The organism is Myroides marinus (assembly GCF_900109075.1).
In the GTDB taxonomy this organism is placed as follows: domain Bacteria; phylum Bacteroidota; class Bacteroidia; order Flavobacteriales; family Flavobacteriaceae; genus Flavobacterium; species Flavobacterium marinum_A.
This window is the reverse complement of the sequence record NZ_FNYS01000002.1, coordinates 431,014-447,535: the sequence shown is the minus strand read 5'-3', so window position 1 is coordinate 447,535 and position 16,522 is coordinate 431,014. Positions and strand designations below refer to the sequence as shown.

Sequence of the window (16,522 nt, the reverse complement as noted above, 5' to 3'; positions counted from 1 at the left end):
TCAATATTAAAAGAGACAGCTTTTTTATCTCTACCTTTCACTAACATACTTATTCCAGTAGTCTAGTACAAAATCCTGCACTGGCTTAGGGAGTTCCTTAAAGTTATCGCTAAAATAATTCTTCTTAAAGTCAGAATCTGCGCGTACAGTCACAGTGTATAACTGATATTTATAAAAGAGCAATCCTATCTCCTCATTAGGGTTATTAAGGTCATCTTTATCATGCTTTGCGTAGATGTAAAGTGCATCCACTTGACCATTCTTCTCTACATCCTTAAATGCTTTTCGATTATTATAAGTCACAGTGATTATCCCTTCATCTGCGACCTCCTCACTTACCTTTGACTCCCATTTACCATCTACCTTAGTAAACTGTTGTATATAGAGTCTATCCTGCTCAGAACCTTTCTTATTCTTAGCGAATACAAATATATTTTCCTCTTTACTTCCATCTATTTTGTCCACGATAAGCACTCTATCTCCTTTATAAGGGAAATCAGACTTCTCAAACTTATCTTTATTAACAGCTGTATCAGTAATCTGAGCTGATACCATCGTAGAAGCACACATAAACAATAGGCACAATAATCTCTTCATAGCATTCATTTTAAACACATTAAAGATAAACAATAAAAAAAGAGCAATACAAAAAACTATCTTTTGTACTGCTCTATTCGAATTATAGATGATATAGCGTGCTATATCGGATGTTAATAAATAGCAAGAGGCTCGACCACCGCGTGGAAGAACCTCTTTCAATCTATCACAACACTAAACTTACTAGTTTCTCATTTACTTGGTCAAAGCCAAATGACGCATATACACGGTCAAACTCAGCTTTGATTGCATCATTCATCAGGTTACCTACACTACCTTCGTGTGTATGGTTAACCTCTTTTGACGGTTGATAAGTACCTGCCTCTATAGACAGACCTATCTCTTTATACGCTTCTCTAAAAGGCATTCCCTTTAGTACGTAATCATTCACAACCTCAACACTAAACAAATAGTCATATTTTGGGTCGCTTAATATATCTTTATTTACCTCGATATTGTCTAACATCAACTTCAGAATGTCCAAACACTCCTTTAAAGAAGTAAAAGCTGGAAATAAATTCTCTTTCAACAATTGAAGATCCCTATGGTACCCAGAAGGCAAATTAGTAGTCATTAAAGCTATTTCGTTAGGCAAAGCTTGTATCTTATTACATCTTGAACGAATAAGCTCTAAAACGTCTGGATTCTTCTTATGAGGCATAATACTCGAACCTGTAGTCAAATGATCTGGGAATTTTATAAAACCCATATTTTGACTCACATATAGACATCCATCCATCGCGAACTTAGCTAAAGTAGCAGCTATAGAACTTAGCCCTTGTGCTAAGATACGCTCTGTCTTACCTCTCCCCATTTGAGCGTAGACTACATTGTAATTCATAGACTGAAAGCCCAATAAATCTGTAGTCATCTGTCTATTTAGAGGGAATGATGAACCATAACCAGCAGCTGATCCTAATGGATTCTTATTCGTCACCTTCCACGCTGATAACATCATCTCTAAGTCATCCACTAAACTCTCTGCATACGCCCCAAACCACAAGCCAAATGACGAAGGCATTGCGATCTGTAAATGCGTATAGCCAGGTAGTAAAACATCTTTATACTGGTTACTTAAACCTTGTAATGTCTCAAATACCTCTTTAGTTTTAACAACAATCTCTTCTATCTCATGGCGGAAATATAACTTAAGATCAACTAACACTTGGTCGTTTCTTGAACGTCCTGAATGTATCTTCTTACCAGCTTCACCAATTCTTCTTGTCAATAACAACTCTACTTGTGAATGAATATCTTCTACATCATCCTCTATTGTGAATTGTCCTGCTAATATCTCTTGGTAAATCTGTTTTAATTCTTTCTGTATGATTACTAAGTCTTCAGCCTCCAGTAATCCTATGCTTTCTAACATCTGTGTATGTGCCAGTGACCCCATAACGTCAAAAGCCGCTAAGTTCATATCTAACACTCTATCTTGTCCTACTGTGAACGTATCTACTGATTGATCCACTGTAGTATTCTTTTGCCATAATTTCATTTGCTACACGATTTGCGTTAACATCTCTATATACAAGGCTATTCCCTCTTTTATCTCCTCTACATAGACGAATTCGTCTGCTGTATGTGAGCGAGCAGAGTCGCCAGGTCCACACTTAAGCGATGGAATACTTAACAAGGCTTGGTCACTCGTAGTTGGTGATCCATAAGTCTCTCTTCCTAATGCTATACCAGCCTTTACGATTGGGTGGTCTTTTGCTATAGACGAAGGTTTTAATCGAGTAGAACGAGCATTAACATCACAGTCCACATGCTGTCTTACCATTTCTAATACTTCTTCGTTAGTATACGCATCTGTCACACGTACATCTACTACGAAGTCACATGTAGAAGGTACTACATTATGCTGTGTACCCGCATTAATCATCGTTACACTCATCTTAATAGGTCCAAACTCTTCAGATACCTTTGGGAACTGATATGTATTGAACCATTCTATATCTTTAATCGCTTTAAATATTGCATTATCTCCTTCGTTACGTGCTGCATGCCCAGAGCGTCCTTTAGCTACACAGTCTAAGACCATCAGTCCTCTCTCTGCCACAGCTAAATGCATTTGTGTAGGTTCTCCTACAATAGCGAATTCTAATTCTCCTAATTTAGGAATCACATACTCTAAACCATCATTACCAGATATCTCCTCTTCTGCTGTTGCTGCAATACAGAAGTTATATTTCATTCCTTCCTTATCATAAAAATAAAGGAATGTAGCAATAAGAGATACTAAACATCCTCCTGCATCATTACTCCCTAATCCAAAAAGCTTGCCAGCTATAATCTCTGGTTTAAAAGGATCACGTGTATAATCCTTATTCGGTCTCACTGTATCGTGATGAGAGTTTAACAGAATAGTAGGCTTACTTGGGTCATAGTGTTTATTGAAAGCCCATACATTGAATAACTCGCGGTGTATCGCCACTCCGTGTGACTCTAAATATGCAGCGATCAAATCAGATGTAAGATGCTCTTCCTTACTAAATGAAGGAGAAGCAATTAATCTTTCTAATAAAGCTATAGCCTCTTGTGTTAGGTTATCTTTCATGTCAGTGTTTATAGTTAAGTAGTATTGTGTCTTATTGTTTTATTATCGTTGAATAGTAGTACCAGCTTCTGCTTCTAATAAATCCTCTGCTTTCTTGATACATACTTTATCCACACCTTGGTCGATAGCAGCCAAAGCATTCTCTATCTTTGGCAACATACCATCTGCTATCACTCCTTGTTCTTTTAGTTGTGTAAAGTTCTCTCGATTAATGGTACTAATCACAGAGTCCTCATTGTTAATGTCCTGCAACACACCTTTGCGTTCAAAGCAATATATCAAAGCTACTTTATACTCTGTAGCCAGAGCCACTGCTAAGTTAGACGCTATAGTGTCTGCATTCGTGTTTAGTAATTGGCCTTCCTTATCCGCCGTAATGGCAGAGAACACAGGACTAAGTCCTATCTCTACCAATTGCTTTAATCGAACCACATTCACATCGCTTGCCTTAAAGTCTCCTACATATCCATAATCTATTGGTTCAGTAGGTCTTTTATGACTCTGTATCAGTTTAGCATCTGCTCCTGAGATTCCTATCGCGTCACAACCTCTTGACTGAAGTTGTGCAGTAATCTGTTTGTTGATTAATCCAGCATACACCATTACAGCTATAGGCAACATCGCTTCGTCAGTGATACGACGTCCATTGACCATCTGAGTCTCTATCCCTAACTGAGTAGCCATACGCGTAGCTAATTTACCTCCACCATGTACTAAGACCTTAGGTCCTTCTATACTTGCGTAAGTATCTAAAAAAGCTTGTAACGACGACTCATCATCTACGATATTACCCCCTATTTTAATAACTGTAAGGCTTTGCATAATCTATTGGTTTTTTAGCATTTCTTTTAATACTGCTTGGGCAGCCCAAACTCTGTTTCCTGCTTCTTGTACCACGATAGAGTGCTCACTATCTAATACCTCTGATGCTATCACTAAATCACGTCTTACGGGTAAGCAGTGCATCACTTTAGCATTATTAGTAGCCTCTAACTTATCAAGAGTCAGCATCCACGACTTATCAGTACAAGTAATCTGCCCATAGTCTTCATAACTTGACCAGTTCTTTACATATACGAAATCTGCATCAGCTAAAGCCTCATCTTGATTAGTAGTAACTGTAGCTCCAGTAGTAAACTCTTCTTTTAACGCATATCCTTCTGGATGTGTTACTACGAAATCTACCAATCCTTCTGCCTGTGCTCTACACATCCACTCTGCAAATGAATTAGGTACTGCCTGTGGCAATGCCTTAACGTGTGGAGCCCATGTCAATACTACTTTTGGTTTCTTACCTTGAGGTACTAACTTCTCTTGTACACTATCATACTGATAATCGAAGTGTTCTACTATTGTAATTAGATCTGTGAAACTCTGTAGTGGGTGTCTTGTAGCGCTCTCTAAACTCACTACTGGTTTACCACAGTACTTAGCGAACTTACCAAACAACTCCTCACTATAATCTTCATCAGCATCTTTTAACCCTGGGAAAGAACGCAATCCTAAAATATCACAGTATTCTCCCATCACAGCAGCAGCCTCTTTAATATGCTCTGCTGTATTTCCGTCCATCACTACACCGTCTTTAGTCTCTAAAGCCCAACCGTCTGATGTCATATTCATCACCATTACATTCATCCCTAAGTTCATAGCAGCCTTCTGTGTGCTCATCCTTGTACGTAAACTTGGGTTTAAGAATACTAAACCTATTGTCTTATGCTTACCAAGAGCCTCATCTGCAAAAGGGCTCTGTTTAGATGTCAATGCACTCTGTACTGCTTGAGATAGAGATGTTATATCGTTAACGGAAAAAAATTGTTTCATTGTTTAATCAAATTTAAAATTGTTGTAATCTATTGCTGAACTTGTCCAAGAATAAATCTGCATCTGCTTGACTCAGATTTAAAGCTGGCAACAGCCGAATTACATTAGGGCTTGCAGTCCCAGTGAAGATGTAATCTTTCACTAATAGTTCTTTACGAACATCCTTTAACTCAGGAGCAAGGTCTATACCAATCATCAATCCTTTACCTCTTACTTCCTGTATCTTGTCTAATTTCTTTAACTCGTTGATTAGATAGTTTCCTATCTGAGCTGTATGAGCCATTAAGTTATCCTGCTTCATCACTTCTAATACAGACAGCGCTGCAGCACATGCTAAGTGGTTTCCACCAAATGTAGTACCTAATTGTCCATGCCAAGGCTTAAACTGCTCTCCAATAGCAATAGCTCCAATAGGAAATCCATTCCCCATACCTTTAGCCATTGTATAAATATCAGCTTGTACTCCTCCATCATTTACTGCGTAGAATGAACCTGTACGACCATATCCACACTGAACTTCATCCGCGATAAATACTGCTCCATACTGTGTCGTTAGCGTTCTGATTTTTGCTAAGAAACTGTCTGTAGCTACCTGAATCCCTCCAACACCTTGTATTCCTTCGATAATCACTGCTGTTACTTCATCCCCATAAGAAGCGAAAGCTTGTTCTAAAGCCTGCTCATCATTAAAAGGTAAGAACACAATGTTATCAGTTTGATTAACTGGGGCAACTATCTTTGGGTTATCAGTAGCAGAAACCGCAAGAGATGTTCTTCCATGAAAAGCTTTATCAAAAGCTATTACTTTCTTCTTACCATTGTAAAAAGAAGCAAGCTTTAAAGCATTTTCATTGGCTTCTGCTCCTGAATTACACAAAAACAATTGATAATTGTCCAACCCAGCCACCTCTCCTAACAAAGCAGCTAACTGCTGTTGAAGAGGGATTTCTATAGAATTAGAATAAAATCCGATTTTATCAAGTTGGTCTTTTAATCTCGCTACATAGTGCGGATGAGTATGTCCGATAGAGATTACTGCGTGACCTCCATATAAATCTAAATACTCTTGACCATTGTTGTCATATACTTTACTCCCTATCCCTTTTACTATTTCGATAGGATTAAGTGGGTATACATCATATAATTTCATCATAATAAACTTTTTTAGAAAGCCGAAGCTTTTAGTTGTAAACCTGTTTTTTCGTCTAACCCGAATAACAAGTTCATATTTTGAACAGCCTGTCCACTTGCCCCTTTTAACAAGTTATCTATTGCACTTGTTATCAACACATCATTTCCATCCTTCACTATAGATACAAGACACTTATTTGTATTAACTACTTGTTTTAAATCTATTCCCTTAGCACTAACATGTGTAAATGGGTGTGACTCATAGTAAGTATTATACAGTCTGTATAACTCTTCTTCAGTCAATGTAGACTCAAACATTACACTTGCAAAAATTCCTCTACTAAAGTCTCCACGCTCAGGGATAAACTTAATGTTCTTAGCATACCCTGGTTGTAGCTGTGTTAAACTCTCTCCTATCTCATTAAGATGCTGATGAGTGAAAGCTTTATACACTGATATATTATTTGCTCTCCAACTAAAGTGAGAAGTAGTAGATAGGCTCTGTCCTGCTCCTGTAGATCCAGTCAAGGCATTGATATAAATAGACTCAGGTAATTTCCCAGCACTAGCTAATGGCAATAAAGCCAACTGTAGCGCTGTAGCAAAACAACCTGGGTTAGCGATATAACTTGCCTTCTTAATCTGCTCTCTATTTAGTTCTGGCAATCCATATACAAACTTTCCTGCTGTCTCTTTTAATCTAAAGTCTTGGCTGAGGTCGATAATCTTTATTTCACTATCTATCTCGTTCTCTGCTAAGAATACTTTAGAGTCACCATGTCCCATACACAAAAACAGAACATCAATATCTTGTGTCAATGACGCACTGAACTTAAGATCTGTATCACCAAAGAGATCAGTGTGTACCTCATATACTGGCTTGCCTGCACTACTATTAGAATGTACAAAGGCAATCTCTACTGCTGGATGAGGTAGTAATAATCTTAATAACTCTCCTCCAGTATAGCCAGCCCCTCCAACTATTCCTGCTTTAATTGTCTGCATATCTTATTGGTCTTGGTTATTTACTTTGTGCCAAATCATTACTTGGTTACCAAAGATTTTAGAGAACCCTTTTACATCTTCTCCTGTCCACGCATTGTTCATCTCTCCGTAGCTACCAAATTTATTAGACATTAAGTCGTGCTCTGACTCTATACCTATTACTACAAAACGGTGTGGGTGAAGCTCTACGATTACCTTACCACTCACAGTCTGCTGTGTGCTACTTAAGAATGCTTCCATATCTCTCATCACTGGATCGTGGAATTGTCCTTCATGTAGATAGTTACCATAGAATGATGCCAACTGTTCTTTCCAACTTAATTGCCATTTAGTCAATGTATGTTTCTCTAAAGTATGGTGAGCTTTTACCAAGATAATTGGACCAGCAGCTTCAAAACCAACTCTTCCCTTAATACCAATAATCGTATCTCCTACGTGGATATCTCTACCGATACCAAATGGTTGAGCTAAGTCTTGTAATTGTTGGATAACCTCAGTAGGTTTTAGTTTTTTACCGTTTAAAGCTACTGGCTCCCCTTTCTCAAAAACAATCTCCACTGTCTCAGGAGTTGTCTTAGTCACAGGCGTAGGCCAAGCCTCTTCTGGTAAATATAGATTAGAAGTTAGGGTTTCTTTTCCTCCTACTGAAGTACCCCACAAACCTTTATTAATTGAATACTTTGCTTTCTCTGCATTAATTTCGACACCGTGTTTCTGTAAGAACTCGATCTCTTCTTCTCTACTTAATTTTAAGTCTCTAATCGGTGTAATGATTTCTACATTAGGCACCAAAATATTAAAGATCATATCAAAACGCACTTGGTCATTACCTGCTCCTGTACTACCATGAGCAACTGCCTGTGCACCAATCTTCTTAGCATAATTAGCAATAGCTGTAGCCTGACATACACGCTCTGCACTTACTGATAATGGGTATGTCGCATTCTTTAATACGTTACCGAATATCAAGTACTTAACGCTATCGTTATAGTAATCTTCTGTCTCATCGATAGTCTTATGAGAAGCTACGCCTAAAGCATATGCTCTCTCCTCTATCGCTTTTACTTCTTCTGCATCAAATCCTCCTGTGTTTACTGCTACAGAGTGAACTTCATACCCTAATTCTTCTTTTAAATAAATTACACAGAAGCTAGTGTCTAATCCTCCGCTAAATGCTAATACAACTTTTTTATTATTCATGATTGATGTGTTTTAAAATTAAAATAGATGTGTTTTTTTGACTGTTTTTTTCAATTGCATTTGCAATCGTTTAAGCAAAGAGTACTTTTTCTGCATGTTTTTAAGACGCTCTTTTGCTTTGGTCTTTTGGTCTATTTTAGTACGAAGCTCTTTCTCTTTTTCTTCTGGATTCCAAAGCATTGCAGTACATAAGCAATTCTTTTTCTCCTTACTCTGTAAGATTTGGAAGTTCACACAACTCTCACACCCTTTCCAGAAACTCTCATCTTGAGTTAGTTCTGAGTAAGGTACAGGCTCATAACCTAAGTCTGAGTTGATCTTCATTACCGCGAACCCCGTAGTTAAACCGAATATCTTAGCCTTTGGATATTTCTCTCTCGATAATTCAAAAATGCGTTTTTTAATAGCTTTAGCCAGTCCCTCTTTTCTAAAAGTAGGGTTGACTATCAGTCCAGAGTTGGCTACATAATCACCGTGACTCCACGTCTCGATGTAACAAAAACCAGCCCAAGTACCATCTACGTGTAGAGCGATAACAGCCTTACCTTCAACCATTTTATTGGCAACGTACTCTGGTTTTCTTCTAGCGATACCAGTCCCTCTAGCAAGAGCCGACTGAGCCATCTCTTCACAAATTTGTTCCGCATATCCTACGTGTGATTCATTCGCAGGAATTACGATAAACTGTTTTGCATTCATTTCAAAAACAAATGATTAGAAATCAAACGAGCTAAAATACTGATACCGAATAGATACAATAATTCATAACTGTCTGAAAAGCATTAAAAAATTCAATGATATATACACAGATATAATGCCAAAAAAGCATTATAATCAAAAAAGGCTAAAAAAGATTAAGCCCGGACGCGAGTTACCCGCGATGTAGAAGTATAGAAAACCGCAACAGTTGCTAAAGCAATGTTGTTAGAGATAAAAGTAATATTTAAATCGGTTTTCTTCATAAGTTTATTATCTGCTTAAATAAGCATTGACAAAGTTTTCTAATTAAATTTGGATTATGCAAGCTTTTTTATAAAAAATAAAAACACCTCTCAAGACTTTATAGAATAAGACATTAACCCTTATTTTAGAATATATATTTTTTGGACATTTTAAAATTATCATCTTATAAACGTCAAATCATCCTTATAACCTCAGTTTTAGTTATGCAAAAATACACTCTAGATACAGTTCTATTTCTCTTCTATTTAAATGCTATTTTAAGAGAAGAGTTCTTCATTTTTATAGGCTAAACTTTATACTTCGAGCCAATTGCTCATTGCTATCAATACTAATATGATATCTGTGTTGATGCAGATCATAGCTATATAATTGCATAATTAGTACGTCATGACTCCGTTATAAACCTCATTTTGACGGACTCATAACGGACTCATAACGGACTTACAACGGACTCATCTTGGAGAAAACAAAAAAGAAACCCTATCAAAAGCCAACTAAAATTTGACCGTTGATAGGGTTTAAAAAAATAAAATAAATATGTTTAGTAGCTCATTAAGCTTTTTACTTCATACTGAGCTAACTTATCTCTACCGTGTAAGAAAGACAATTCCATCAAGAAATTTACCTGTACTATCTCTCCTCCTAAACGTTCTACCAGTTTACATACAGCTTCTGCAGTACCTCCTGTAGCTAGTACATCATCGTGAATAAGTACTTTCTCTCCAGGTTTGATCGCATCTACGTGCATCTCTAAGATATCTGTACCATACTCTAGGCTGTACTCCTGTGAGATCGTATCAAAAGGAAGCTTACCTGGTTTACGTACTGGTACAAATCCTGCACCTAACTTCTCTGCTAATAAAGTAGCAAAGAAATAACCTCTACTCTCCATCCCTACTACTCTATCTACCTTCTTATCTCCTACTAATGCCAATAACTGCTTAGTAGCTTCCATCATCGCTGCGTGGTCGTTTAAAAGAGGTGTGATATCTTTAAACCCAACACCTTCCTTCGGAAAGTCTTGTATATCTCTAATATAGTCTGCTATTCTCATAGTCAATATTTTATGTTGTAAAAATACGATTATTTATCTGAATTTATTATTTCTATTATCTTATCACACACTACTTGTGGATCTATTGTACGCATAGCGTCTTCATATCCTTCCACTATCTTATTACCATATACAGATGTAGGCAGTAATGGATACTTCGCTCTATCTGCTGTGATACAATAATCAGCTGGCTGATTAAATGGTGCAAAGCCTGCATAAGGATGCGTTGCTCCCCAAAGTGTCACAACTTTCTTGCCAAGCATGGCTGCTATATGAGCATTTCCAGAATCCATAGATAACATAACATCTAAATGCTGGATTAAATTGATTTCCGCATCAAACTTAACCTTACCTGCCATAACGATTACGTTATAGTTATCACGCTTTAATTGATTAAGCAATGCTATCTCTTTCTCTCCACCTCCAAACAAGAAAATAATAGACTTCTCACGTTCTGCTAATGAGTCTACTACTTGCTGCATTAAGTTAAGTGGATACACCTTAGTATCATATTGTGCAAAAGGGGCTATACCTATCCACACTGTATCTTTCTCCTTTACATACTGAAGTAGCTCAGGAGCTAATTCTGGTACAGCTGGAAACTGAGGATTAGCTAGATCAACCTTAAACCCTAAACGCGCTAAGGTCTGTTGGTGATTAGAAAACATAGTGGGTAGCTGCTTGAATACTTTATTCTCTACACGAGTAAGTTCTTTCTTTCCTTCTCTACCTTTGTCTAATGCTGCTACCTTAGTTCCTGTTAAGCTAAATAATGAACGGATGAGCTGAGAACGTAACACATTGTGAAAGTCTGCAAAATAGTCAACCTTAAGTTTCTTTAAATCTTTAAATAACTTAATCAGTCCTAAAAAGCCTTTGTGTCTTTTCTTTATATCTATAGAAAAGAACTCCACTCTATCTATATCTTTAAAAAACGGTTTGAAAAATGGACGAGATACTATAGTCACTCGAACATCAGGATGCTGTGCTATTAGAGCACGAACTACAGGAACAGTCATAGCGACATCTCCCATAGCAGACAATCTAAATACCAATATATGTTTCAACTGTGCCACAACGAGTTAAATTAGGTTATGAACAAGAAAAGCGTGAATACTCACGCTTTCTATATTTTTTATCAAAGATATGATTATTTCTTGTTTTGGTACAATACAGGGTTTAATTCCTCATCATTGTACATTTTCATTTGTTTGTACACTTTCATGTACTTATCTCCATTAGCGATGTCATTTAACAAATCATCAATCGCTGTTGTTAAGTCTTTCTTTTGTTCTAAAAGTACGTCTAATTTAGCTTGACATTTATCTCTGTGATCTTGAGTAGCTTCAGCTCTAGTAGCTTCCTCATTCATATGATAAATTTTAAGAGATAAAATAGAAAGTCTATCTATAGCCCAAGCTGGGCTTTCAGAGTTAATCTTAGCACCTGCTTTTACTTGCACATCTTTGTGTTTTTGTAAGAAGTAGCTATCGATATATTCTACCATATCCGTACGCTCTTGATTAGAAGCATCAATTCTTCTTTTCAATGTTAATGCTGCTACAGGATCAATCTGTGGGTCGCGGATAATATCTTCGAAATGCCATTGAACAGTGTCAATCCAATTCTTTAAATACAATAAATGTTTGATATCATCTTTTGGATATGGGTTGTTGATTGGTTGATCAACATTATCAAATTTATGATAGTCGCGAATACTCTCTTCGAATATTGGAAATGCTAATTCTGAAAACATACTAATTATTTTATTTACAAATATAGTTTTTATACCTTTATCGTACTAATTATACCGAGATGAAAATTCATTATATTTCCGCAGAAAACAGTATCCTAAACCACTTTTTAGCCCAACTACGCGACGTAAATATCCAAAAAGATAGTATGCGTTTTAGAAAAAACATCGAACGTATCGGTGAGATTATGGCGTATGAATTGAGTAAAAAGTTACCGTATAAGGATATTGCTGTACAAACTCCTCTAGGAGTAAAACATACAACATGTATCGAAGATAACGTAGTACTATGTTCTATCTTACGTGCTGGACTAGCTCTACACACTGGATTTATGAACTTCTATGACAATGCTGAGAATGGATTCGTATCAGCTTATCGCCGTCATGGAAAACATGGAGAGGCTAGTGAGATATTAGTTGAATATCAAGCAGCACCTTCATTTCAAGACAAAATACTAATTCTTATTGACCCAATGTTAGCAACAGGGCAGTCGTTAGTAGCTGTAATCAACAAGCTAATGGCTGAAGAAAAACCTAAAGAACTACATATAGCTGTAGTAATTGCTGCTCCAGAAGGAATTCAATATTTAGAAGAGAACCTTCCTGATAATGTGAACTTATGGGTAGCTACATTAGATGAGAAATTAGATGACCATAACTACATCGTACCAGGTCTAGGAGATGCTGGTGATCTAGCATACGGTCATAAATTATAAGATTAACTGCATGATATAGAAGAAGACTCCAAGTCCGAATACACTGTATACGACAGCTTCTCTTCTCCATCTCTGAGGTATAGCTTCTATGTAATTAGCTCCTAATACCGCTAATGGGAAGAAAGTAAATAATAGAGTTCCATTATTCTTATCTGCAGATACAATATATATTGCAACACCTATAAGGAAAGAAAGTATGATTTTCTTATAGGTTCCTTGCATATTAAATGGCTTAGATGATACTGTGAGTGCTTGACTCACAAAGAATAATAAAGCTATCGGTACAAAGACTGCTAGTGAAATGTTCTGATATATATTCTCAAAATACATAAAGTCAAAACTCACTCTACACTTATCCCAGAACCAATCGTAATAACTTTCGTTAGCCATTATTAGGTATAACTCTAAGAATATAGATACACAGAAAAAAGCTATAATAGGTATAAACCAGTTTCTGTAGTCTTTACTTCCAAAGAAAGTAATCGCAAAGAATAACAGTATAAAGAATAATACACTCCAGAAGTGGAATAAACTAGCTACAAATATCCATAAAGAGGTATCGAATATTTTCTCTTTTGACTGTTTTAATGAATGTAAAGCAAATATTCTTCTCAAAGCAAGCATAATAAAGTAATTAGATATAATTACTTTACTGTGAACTAAAACTGTTGGAAAAAACATTAAAAAAGAGACGAATAATAGAGGTACATAAGCGTTATCTCTTACAAGTCTATTCCTAGTAACGACGAACTGTGACAAAAACATCATTACCATTAACAAGCCTAGTAAAACTGTTCTTTTCCCAAATTCATAACTCGTCCAAACCAATTGGTCTTGATCTATAAACAAGTACAAAACACTAATCATTAAGATTAATATGGTCAGTATAATGTAATTAATTGGTTTTGTTTTACTAAAAATACTTGCTAACATTTATATATTTTATATTTTTGTACATATTAAAGCTAATCTCTCTCTTTTTAGAGAGAGCTAGCTTTAGTAAACGGATTGATAAAATAATTTTATTTAATTTAAAATAAAGTACGATGACTTCATTTTTTCTTGGATTAGGATTCCTATTTGAAAAAGTTCTATTTATTCCAATGGACCTTTTTGCAAAATTAGAATTAACAAACTGGTGGATTGCTAATATCATTACTTGGGCATTTATCCTTATTACTTGCTACTATTTCGTTTTTTGGTTAAAACAACTAAAAATCTTCAAAGCAAATAATGAAGATAACCAAGATACTACATCTCACTCGTTTTTAAAATAGTTTCGATTTTTACAAATCGAAACCTATATCTGAACGGTAATAAATCTTATCGAAATTTAGCTTAGCTATGTTTTGATAAGATTTTTTTAATGCCTCATCGTAACTATTACCATATGATGTAACTGCTAATACGCGACCTCCATTAGTAACTACTTCTCCATTTTTTAATGCTGTTCCAGCGTGGAATACGATAGAGTCTTTTACATCTTCTATACCAGTTATTACTTTTCCTTTCTCATAATCTTCTGGGTATCCACCAGACACTAACATTACAGTCGTAGCAGTACGCTCATCTAACTCTATATCCATAGTATCTAAAGTTTCATTAGCTACAGCTTCAAAAAGATCTACTAAATCAGTCTTAACTCTAGGCATTACTACTTCAGTCTCTGGATCTCCCATACGAACGTTATACTCAATTACGAATGGATCATCTCCTACCTTAATCAATCCAATAAACACGAATCCTTTAAAGTCAAGATTATCTTCTTGTAATCCTTTTACAGTAGGTATTACTACACGCTCTTCTACTTTCTTTAAGAAGTCTTCTGTAGCGAATGGCACTGGAGAAACTGCTCCCATACCTCCTGTATTTAATCCTTTATCACCTTCTCCAATACGCTTATAGTCTTTTGCAGTAGGTAATAATTTATATGACTTTCCATCTGTCAATACAAAACAACTAAGTTCTATACCTGATAAAAACTCTTCGATAACAACTTTAGAACTAGCATCACCAAACTTAGCATCTACTAGCATATTCTCTAACTCTGCCTTAGCTTCATTGATATCTTCCAATATAACTACTCCTTTACCTGCAGCTAATCCATCAGCTTTAAGTACATAAGGAGCTTTTACAGTCTCTAAGAATGCTTTACCTTCTTCTACTGTATCTTTTGTAAAAGTTGCATATGCAGCAGTTGGTATATTGTGCTTAAATAAGAACTCTTTAGCAAAGTCTTTACTTCCTTCTAATTGTGCTCCTTTCATTGAAGGACCTATAACAGGAATATGACTTACTTGTGCATCTTTCTTAAAGAAATCAACAATACCTTTTACAAGAGGGTCTTCTGGTCCTACTACCACCATATCAATACCCTTCTCTAAAACAGTAGCCTTTACTGCCTCAAAATCATTTGGGTTAACTGCGACATTCGTAGCTATCTTAGCTGTACCTGCATTTCCAGGACCTACAAATAGCTCTTCACATTTAGAACTTTGAAGCATTTTCCAAGCAAGTGCGTGCTCGCGTCCTCCTGAACCTAATAGTAAAATTTTCATTAATTGTGTTGTTTGTTATTAAGCATCAAAAATAAATATAATTAAGTCAATAAAGAAAGTATGTACAAATAAAAAAGCACCTAATTAAAATTAGGTGCTTTACAGTTATATTTCTTTAACAATATTGTAGTCAATACTATAAATAGACTAACAACTAGTTAGTCTTCTTAATAAATATACTTAGAAAAATCCTTATGTTCCTCTTTCAATAAATCAGTATCAGAAAAAGTTTTAAAGTACTCATAAGTCAACTTCATTCCTTCACTTCTTCCTACTTTAGGTTCCCATCCTAAGATATTCTTTGCTTTAGTAATATCAGGACATCTCTGCATAGGGTCATTAACTGGTAGATCTTTATAAATAATCTTTTGATCTGAATTAGTCAATGCTATAATCTCTTTTGCAAAATCAAGAATCGTAATTTCATCTGGATTACCAATATTTACTGGCATATGATAATCTGAAAGCAATAATCTATATATTCCTTCTACTTGATCATCTACATAACAAAAAGATCTAGTTTGGTTACCTTCTCCAAACACCGTTAAATCTTCTCCTCTTAAAGCTTGTCCAATAAATGCAGGTATTACACGGCCATCATTTAATCGCATACGAGGCCCATAAGTATTGAATATTCTCACTATTCTAGTCTCTACTCCATGGAATGTATGATAAGCCATCGTTATAGACTCCTGAAAGCGTTTAGCTTCATCATAAACACCTCTAGGTCCTATTGTATTAACGTTCCCATAGTACTCTTCTGTTTGAGGATGAACTAATGGATCTCCATAAATCTCAGAAGTCGAAGCAATTAATATTCTAGCTCCTTTAACACGAGCCAAACCTAATAAATTATGCGTTCCCAAAGAACCAACCTTTAAAGTCTGAATTGGAATCTTTAGATAATCAATAGGGCTTGCAGGAGAAGCAAAATGTAATATATAATCTAATTTCCCAGGAACATTTACAAACTTAGTTATATCATGATGATAAAACTCAAAATTCTCAAGCTTAAAAAGGTGTTCTATATTCTTTAAGTCACCAGTAATTAGGTTATCCATTCCTATTACGTGATAACCTTCTGCAATAAATCTATCACATAGATGAGACCCCAAAAAGCCCGCAGCTCCAGTTATTAATACTCTCTTCATTATATACTCT

General features: G+C 35.8%; 17 protein-coding genes. 2 read left to right on the top strand and 15 right to left on the bottom strand.

Translation table 11 applies throughout. From position 1 onward, the window contains the following. Nucleotides 1-30: 30 nt before the first annotated feature. From BMX53_RS04370 to BMX53_RS04315, 12 genes are all read right to left on the bottom strand, one after another. Nucleotides 31-597, bottom strand: a complete 567-nt coding sequence (locus BMX53_RS04370; RefSeq protein ID WP_123766458.1) for a hypothetical protein — start codon at nt 595-597, stop codon at nt 31-33. 166 nt (nt 598-763) lie between these two features. Further along, on the bottom strand, nt 764-2,095 hold the full coding sequence (gene argH, locus BMX53_RS04365; protein WP_038985489.1) for an argininosuccinate lyase: 1,332 nt from the start codon (nt 2,093-2,095) through the stop codon (nt 764-766). A gap of 3 nt (nt 2,096-2,098) precedes the next feature. Next, nucleotides 2,099-3,157, bottom strand: coding sequence for a M20 family metallo-hydrolase (locus tag BMX53_RS04360; protein WP_038985491.1), 1,059 nt, complete (start codon nt 3,155-3,157; stop codon nt 2,099-2,101). A 42-nt stretch (nt 3,158-3,199) separates the two neighbouring features. Further along, complete coding sequence (gene argB / locus BMX53_RS04355) at nt 3,200-3,979, bottom strand: acetylglutamate kinase (RefSeq protein ID WP_038985493.1); 780 nt, start codon at nt 3,977-3,979, stop codon at nt 3,200-3,202. A 3-nt stretch (nt 3,980-3,982) separates the two neighbouring features. Then, entirely contained in the window at nt 3,983-4,981 is a 999-nt protein-coding gene (locus BMX53_RS04350; protein WP_038985495.1) for a Rossmann-fold NAD(P)-binding domain-containing protein, read from the bottom strand. 13 nt (nt 4,982-4,994) lie between these two features. Beyond that, complete coding sequence (locus BMX53_RS04345) at nt 4,995-6,134, bottom strand: aspartate aminotransferase family protein (protein WP_038985497.1); 1,140 nt, start codon at nt 6,132-6,134, stop codon at nt 4,995-4,997. A gap of 11 nt (nt 6,135-6,145) precedes the next feature. Beyond that, nucleotides 6,146-7,117 (bottom strand): N-acetyl-gamma-glutamyl-phosphate reductase, encoded by a 972-nt coding sequence (gene argC / locus BMX53_RS04340; protein WP_038985499.1) that lies wholly within the window; start codon nt 7,115-7,117, stop codon nt 6,146-6,148. A gap of 3 nt (nt 7,118-7,120) precedes the next feature. After that, a complete protein-coding gene (argG, locus tag BMX53_RS04335) occupies nt 7,121-8,317 on the bottom strand; it encodes an argininosuccinate synthase (protein ID WP_038985501.1) in 1,197 nt (398 codons plus the stop codon). 18 nt (nt 8,318-8,335) lie between these two features. Then, complete coding sequence (locus tag BMX53_RS04330; protein WP_038985503.1) at nt 8,336-9,016, bottom strand: N-acetyltransferase; 681 nt, start codon at nt 9,014-9,016, stop codon at nt 8,336-8,338. Nucleotides 9,017-9,821: 805 nt separating this feature from the next. After that, nucleotides 9,822-10,334, bottom strand: coding sequence for an adenine phosphoribosyltransferase (locus tag BMX53_RS04325; RefSeq protein ID WP_038985505.1), 513 nt, complete (start codon nt 10,332-10,334; stop codon nt 9,822-9,824). Between the two features lie 29 nt (nt 10,335-10,363). Next, nucleotides 10,364-11,410: a glycosyltransferase family 9 protein gene (locus BMX53_RS04320; RefSeq protein ID WP_038985506.1), complete on the bottom strand. Its 1,047-nt coding sequence runs from the start codon at nt 11,408-11,410 to the stop codon at nt 10,364-10,366. A 74-nt stretch (nt 11,411-11,484) separates the two neighbouring features. Beyond that, on the bottom strand, nt 11,485-12,090 hold the full coding sequence (locus BMX53_RS04315; protein ID WP_038985507.1) for a DUF4254 domain-containing protein: 606 nt from the start codon (nt 12,088-12,090) through the stop codon (nt 11,485-11,487). 59 nt (nt 12,091-12,149) lie between these two features. Between BMX53_RS04315 and upp the strand changes: the two genes are divergently transcribed. Beyond that, on the top strand, nt 12,150-12,803 hold the full coding sequence (gene upp, locus BMX53_RS04310; protein ID WP_038985508.1) for a uracil phosphoribosyltransferase: 654 nt from the start codon (nt 12,150-12,152) through the stop codon (nt 12,801-12,803). Here upp and BMX53_RS04305 read toward each other — a convergent pair. After that, nucleotides 12,798-13,736 (bottom strand): DUF6427 family protein, encoded by a 939-nt coding sequence (locus tag BMX53_RS04305; protein ID WP_038985509.1) that lies wholly within the window; start codon nt 13,734-13,736, stop codon nt 12,798-12,800. The two genes, upp and BMX53_RS04305, sit on opposite strands and share 6 nt — an antisense overlap. 113 nt (nt 13,737-13,849) lie before the next feature. On the opposite strand from BMX53_RS04305, the gene BMX53_RS04300 reads away from it, so the two are divergent. Then, nucleotides 13,850-14,080, top strand: a complete 231-nt coding sequence (locus BMX53_RS04300) for a DUF6341 family protein (RefSeq protein WP_038985510.1) — start codon at nt 13,850-13,852, stop codon at nt 14,078-14,080. 9 nt (nt 14,081-14,089) lie between these two features. Here the strand turns inward: BMX53_RS04300 and purD are convergent, their stop codons facing one another. Both purD and BMX53_RS04290 read right to left on the bottom strand, forming a co-directional pair. Next, nucleotides 14,090-15,361 carry a phosphoribosylamine--glycine ligase gene (gene purD, locus BMX53_RS04295; protein ID WP_038985511.1) on the bottom strand — a complete coding sequence of 424 codons (1,272 nt, stop codon included), beginning with the start codon at nt 15,359-15,361 and terminating at the stop codon, nt 14,090-14,092. Nucleotides 15,362-15,528: 167 nt separating this feature from the next. Continuing rightward, nucleotides 15,529-16,512, bottom strand: a complete 984-nt coding sequence (locus BMX53_RS04290) for a UDP-glucuronic acid decarboxylase family protein (RefSeq protein WP_038985512.1) — start codon at nt 16,510-16,512, stop codon at nt 15,529-15,531. Between the last annotated feature and the right edge of the window lie 10 nt (nt 16,513-16,522).

Bases quoted from the DNA above. Each gene is read 5' to 3' on its own strand.
- BMX53_RS04370 (WP_123766458.1), bottom strand. From the start codon at position 597: ATGAAGAGATTATTGTGCCTATTGTTTATGTGTGCTTCTACGATGGTA.
- argH (WP_038985489.1), bottom strand. From the start codon at position 2,095: ATGAAATTATGGCAAAAGAATACTACAGTGGATCAATCAGTAGATACG.
- BMX53_RS04360 (WP_038985491.1), bottom strand. From the start codon at position 3,157: ATGAAAGATAACCTAACACAAGAGGCTATAGCTTTATTAGAAAGATTA.
- argB (WP_038985493.1), bottom strand. From the start codon at position 3,979: ATGCAAAGCCTTACAGTTATTAAAATAGGGGGTAATATCGTAGATGAT.
- BMX53_RS04350 (WP_038985495.1), bottom strand. From the start codon at position 4,981: ATGAAACAATTTTTTTCCGTTAACGATATAACATCTCTATCTCAAGCA.
- BMX53_RS04345 (WP_038985497.1), bottom strand. From the start codon at position 6,134: ATGATGAAATTATATGATGTATACCCACTTAATCCTATCGAAATAGTA.
- argC (WP_038985499.1), bottom strand. From the start codon at position 7,117: ATGCAGACAATTAAAGCAGGAATAGTTGGAGGGGCTGGCTATACTGGA.
- argG (WP_038985501.1), bottom strand. From the start codon at position 8,317: ATGAATAATAAAAAAGTTGTATTAGCATTTAGCGGAGGATTAGACACT.
- BMX53_RS04330 (WP_038985503.1), bottom strand. From the start codon at position 9,016: ATGAATGCAAAACAGTTTATCGTAATTCCTGCGAATGAATCACACGTA.
- BMX53_RS04325 (WP_038985505.1), bottom strand. From the start codon at position 10,334: ATGAGAATAGCAGACTATATTAGAGATATACAAGACTTTCCGAAGGAA.
- BMX53_RS04315 (WP_038985507.1), bottom strand. From the start codon at position 12,090: ATGTTTTCAGAATTAGCATTTCCAATATTCGAAGAGAGTATTCGCGAC.
- upp (WP_038985508.1), top strand. From the start codon at position 12,150: ATGAAAATTCATTATATTTCCGCAGAAAACAGTATCCTAAACCACTTT.
- BMX53_RS04305 (WP_038985509.1), bottom strand. From the start codon at position 13,736: ATGTTAGCAAGTATTTTTAGTAAAACAAAACCAATTAATTACATTATA.
- BMX53_RS04300 (WP_038985510.1), top strand. From the start codon at position 13,850: ATGACTTCATTTTTTCTTGGATTAGGATTCCTATTTGAAAAAGTTCTA.
- purD (WP_038985511.1), bottom strand. From the start codon at position 15,361: ATGAAAATTTTACTATTAGGTTCAGGAGGACGCGAGCACGCACTTGCT.
- BMX53_RS04290 (WP_038985512.1), bottom strand. From the start codon at position 16,512: ATGAAGAGAGTATTAATAACTGGAGCTGCGGGCTTTTTGGGGTCTCAT.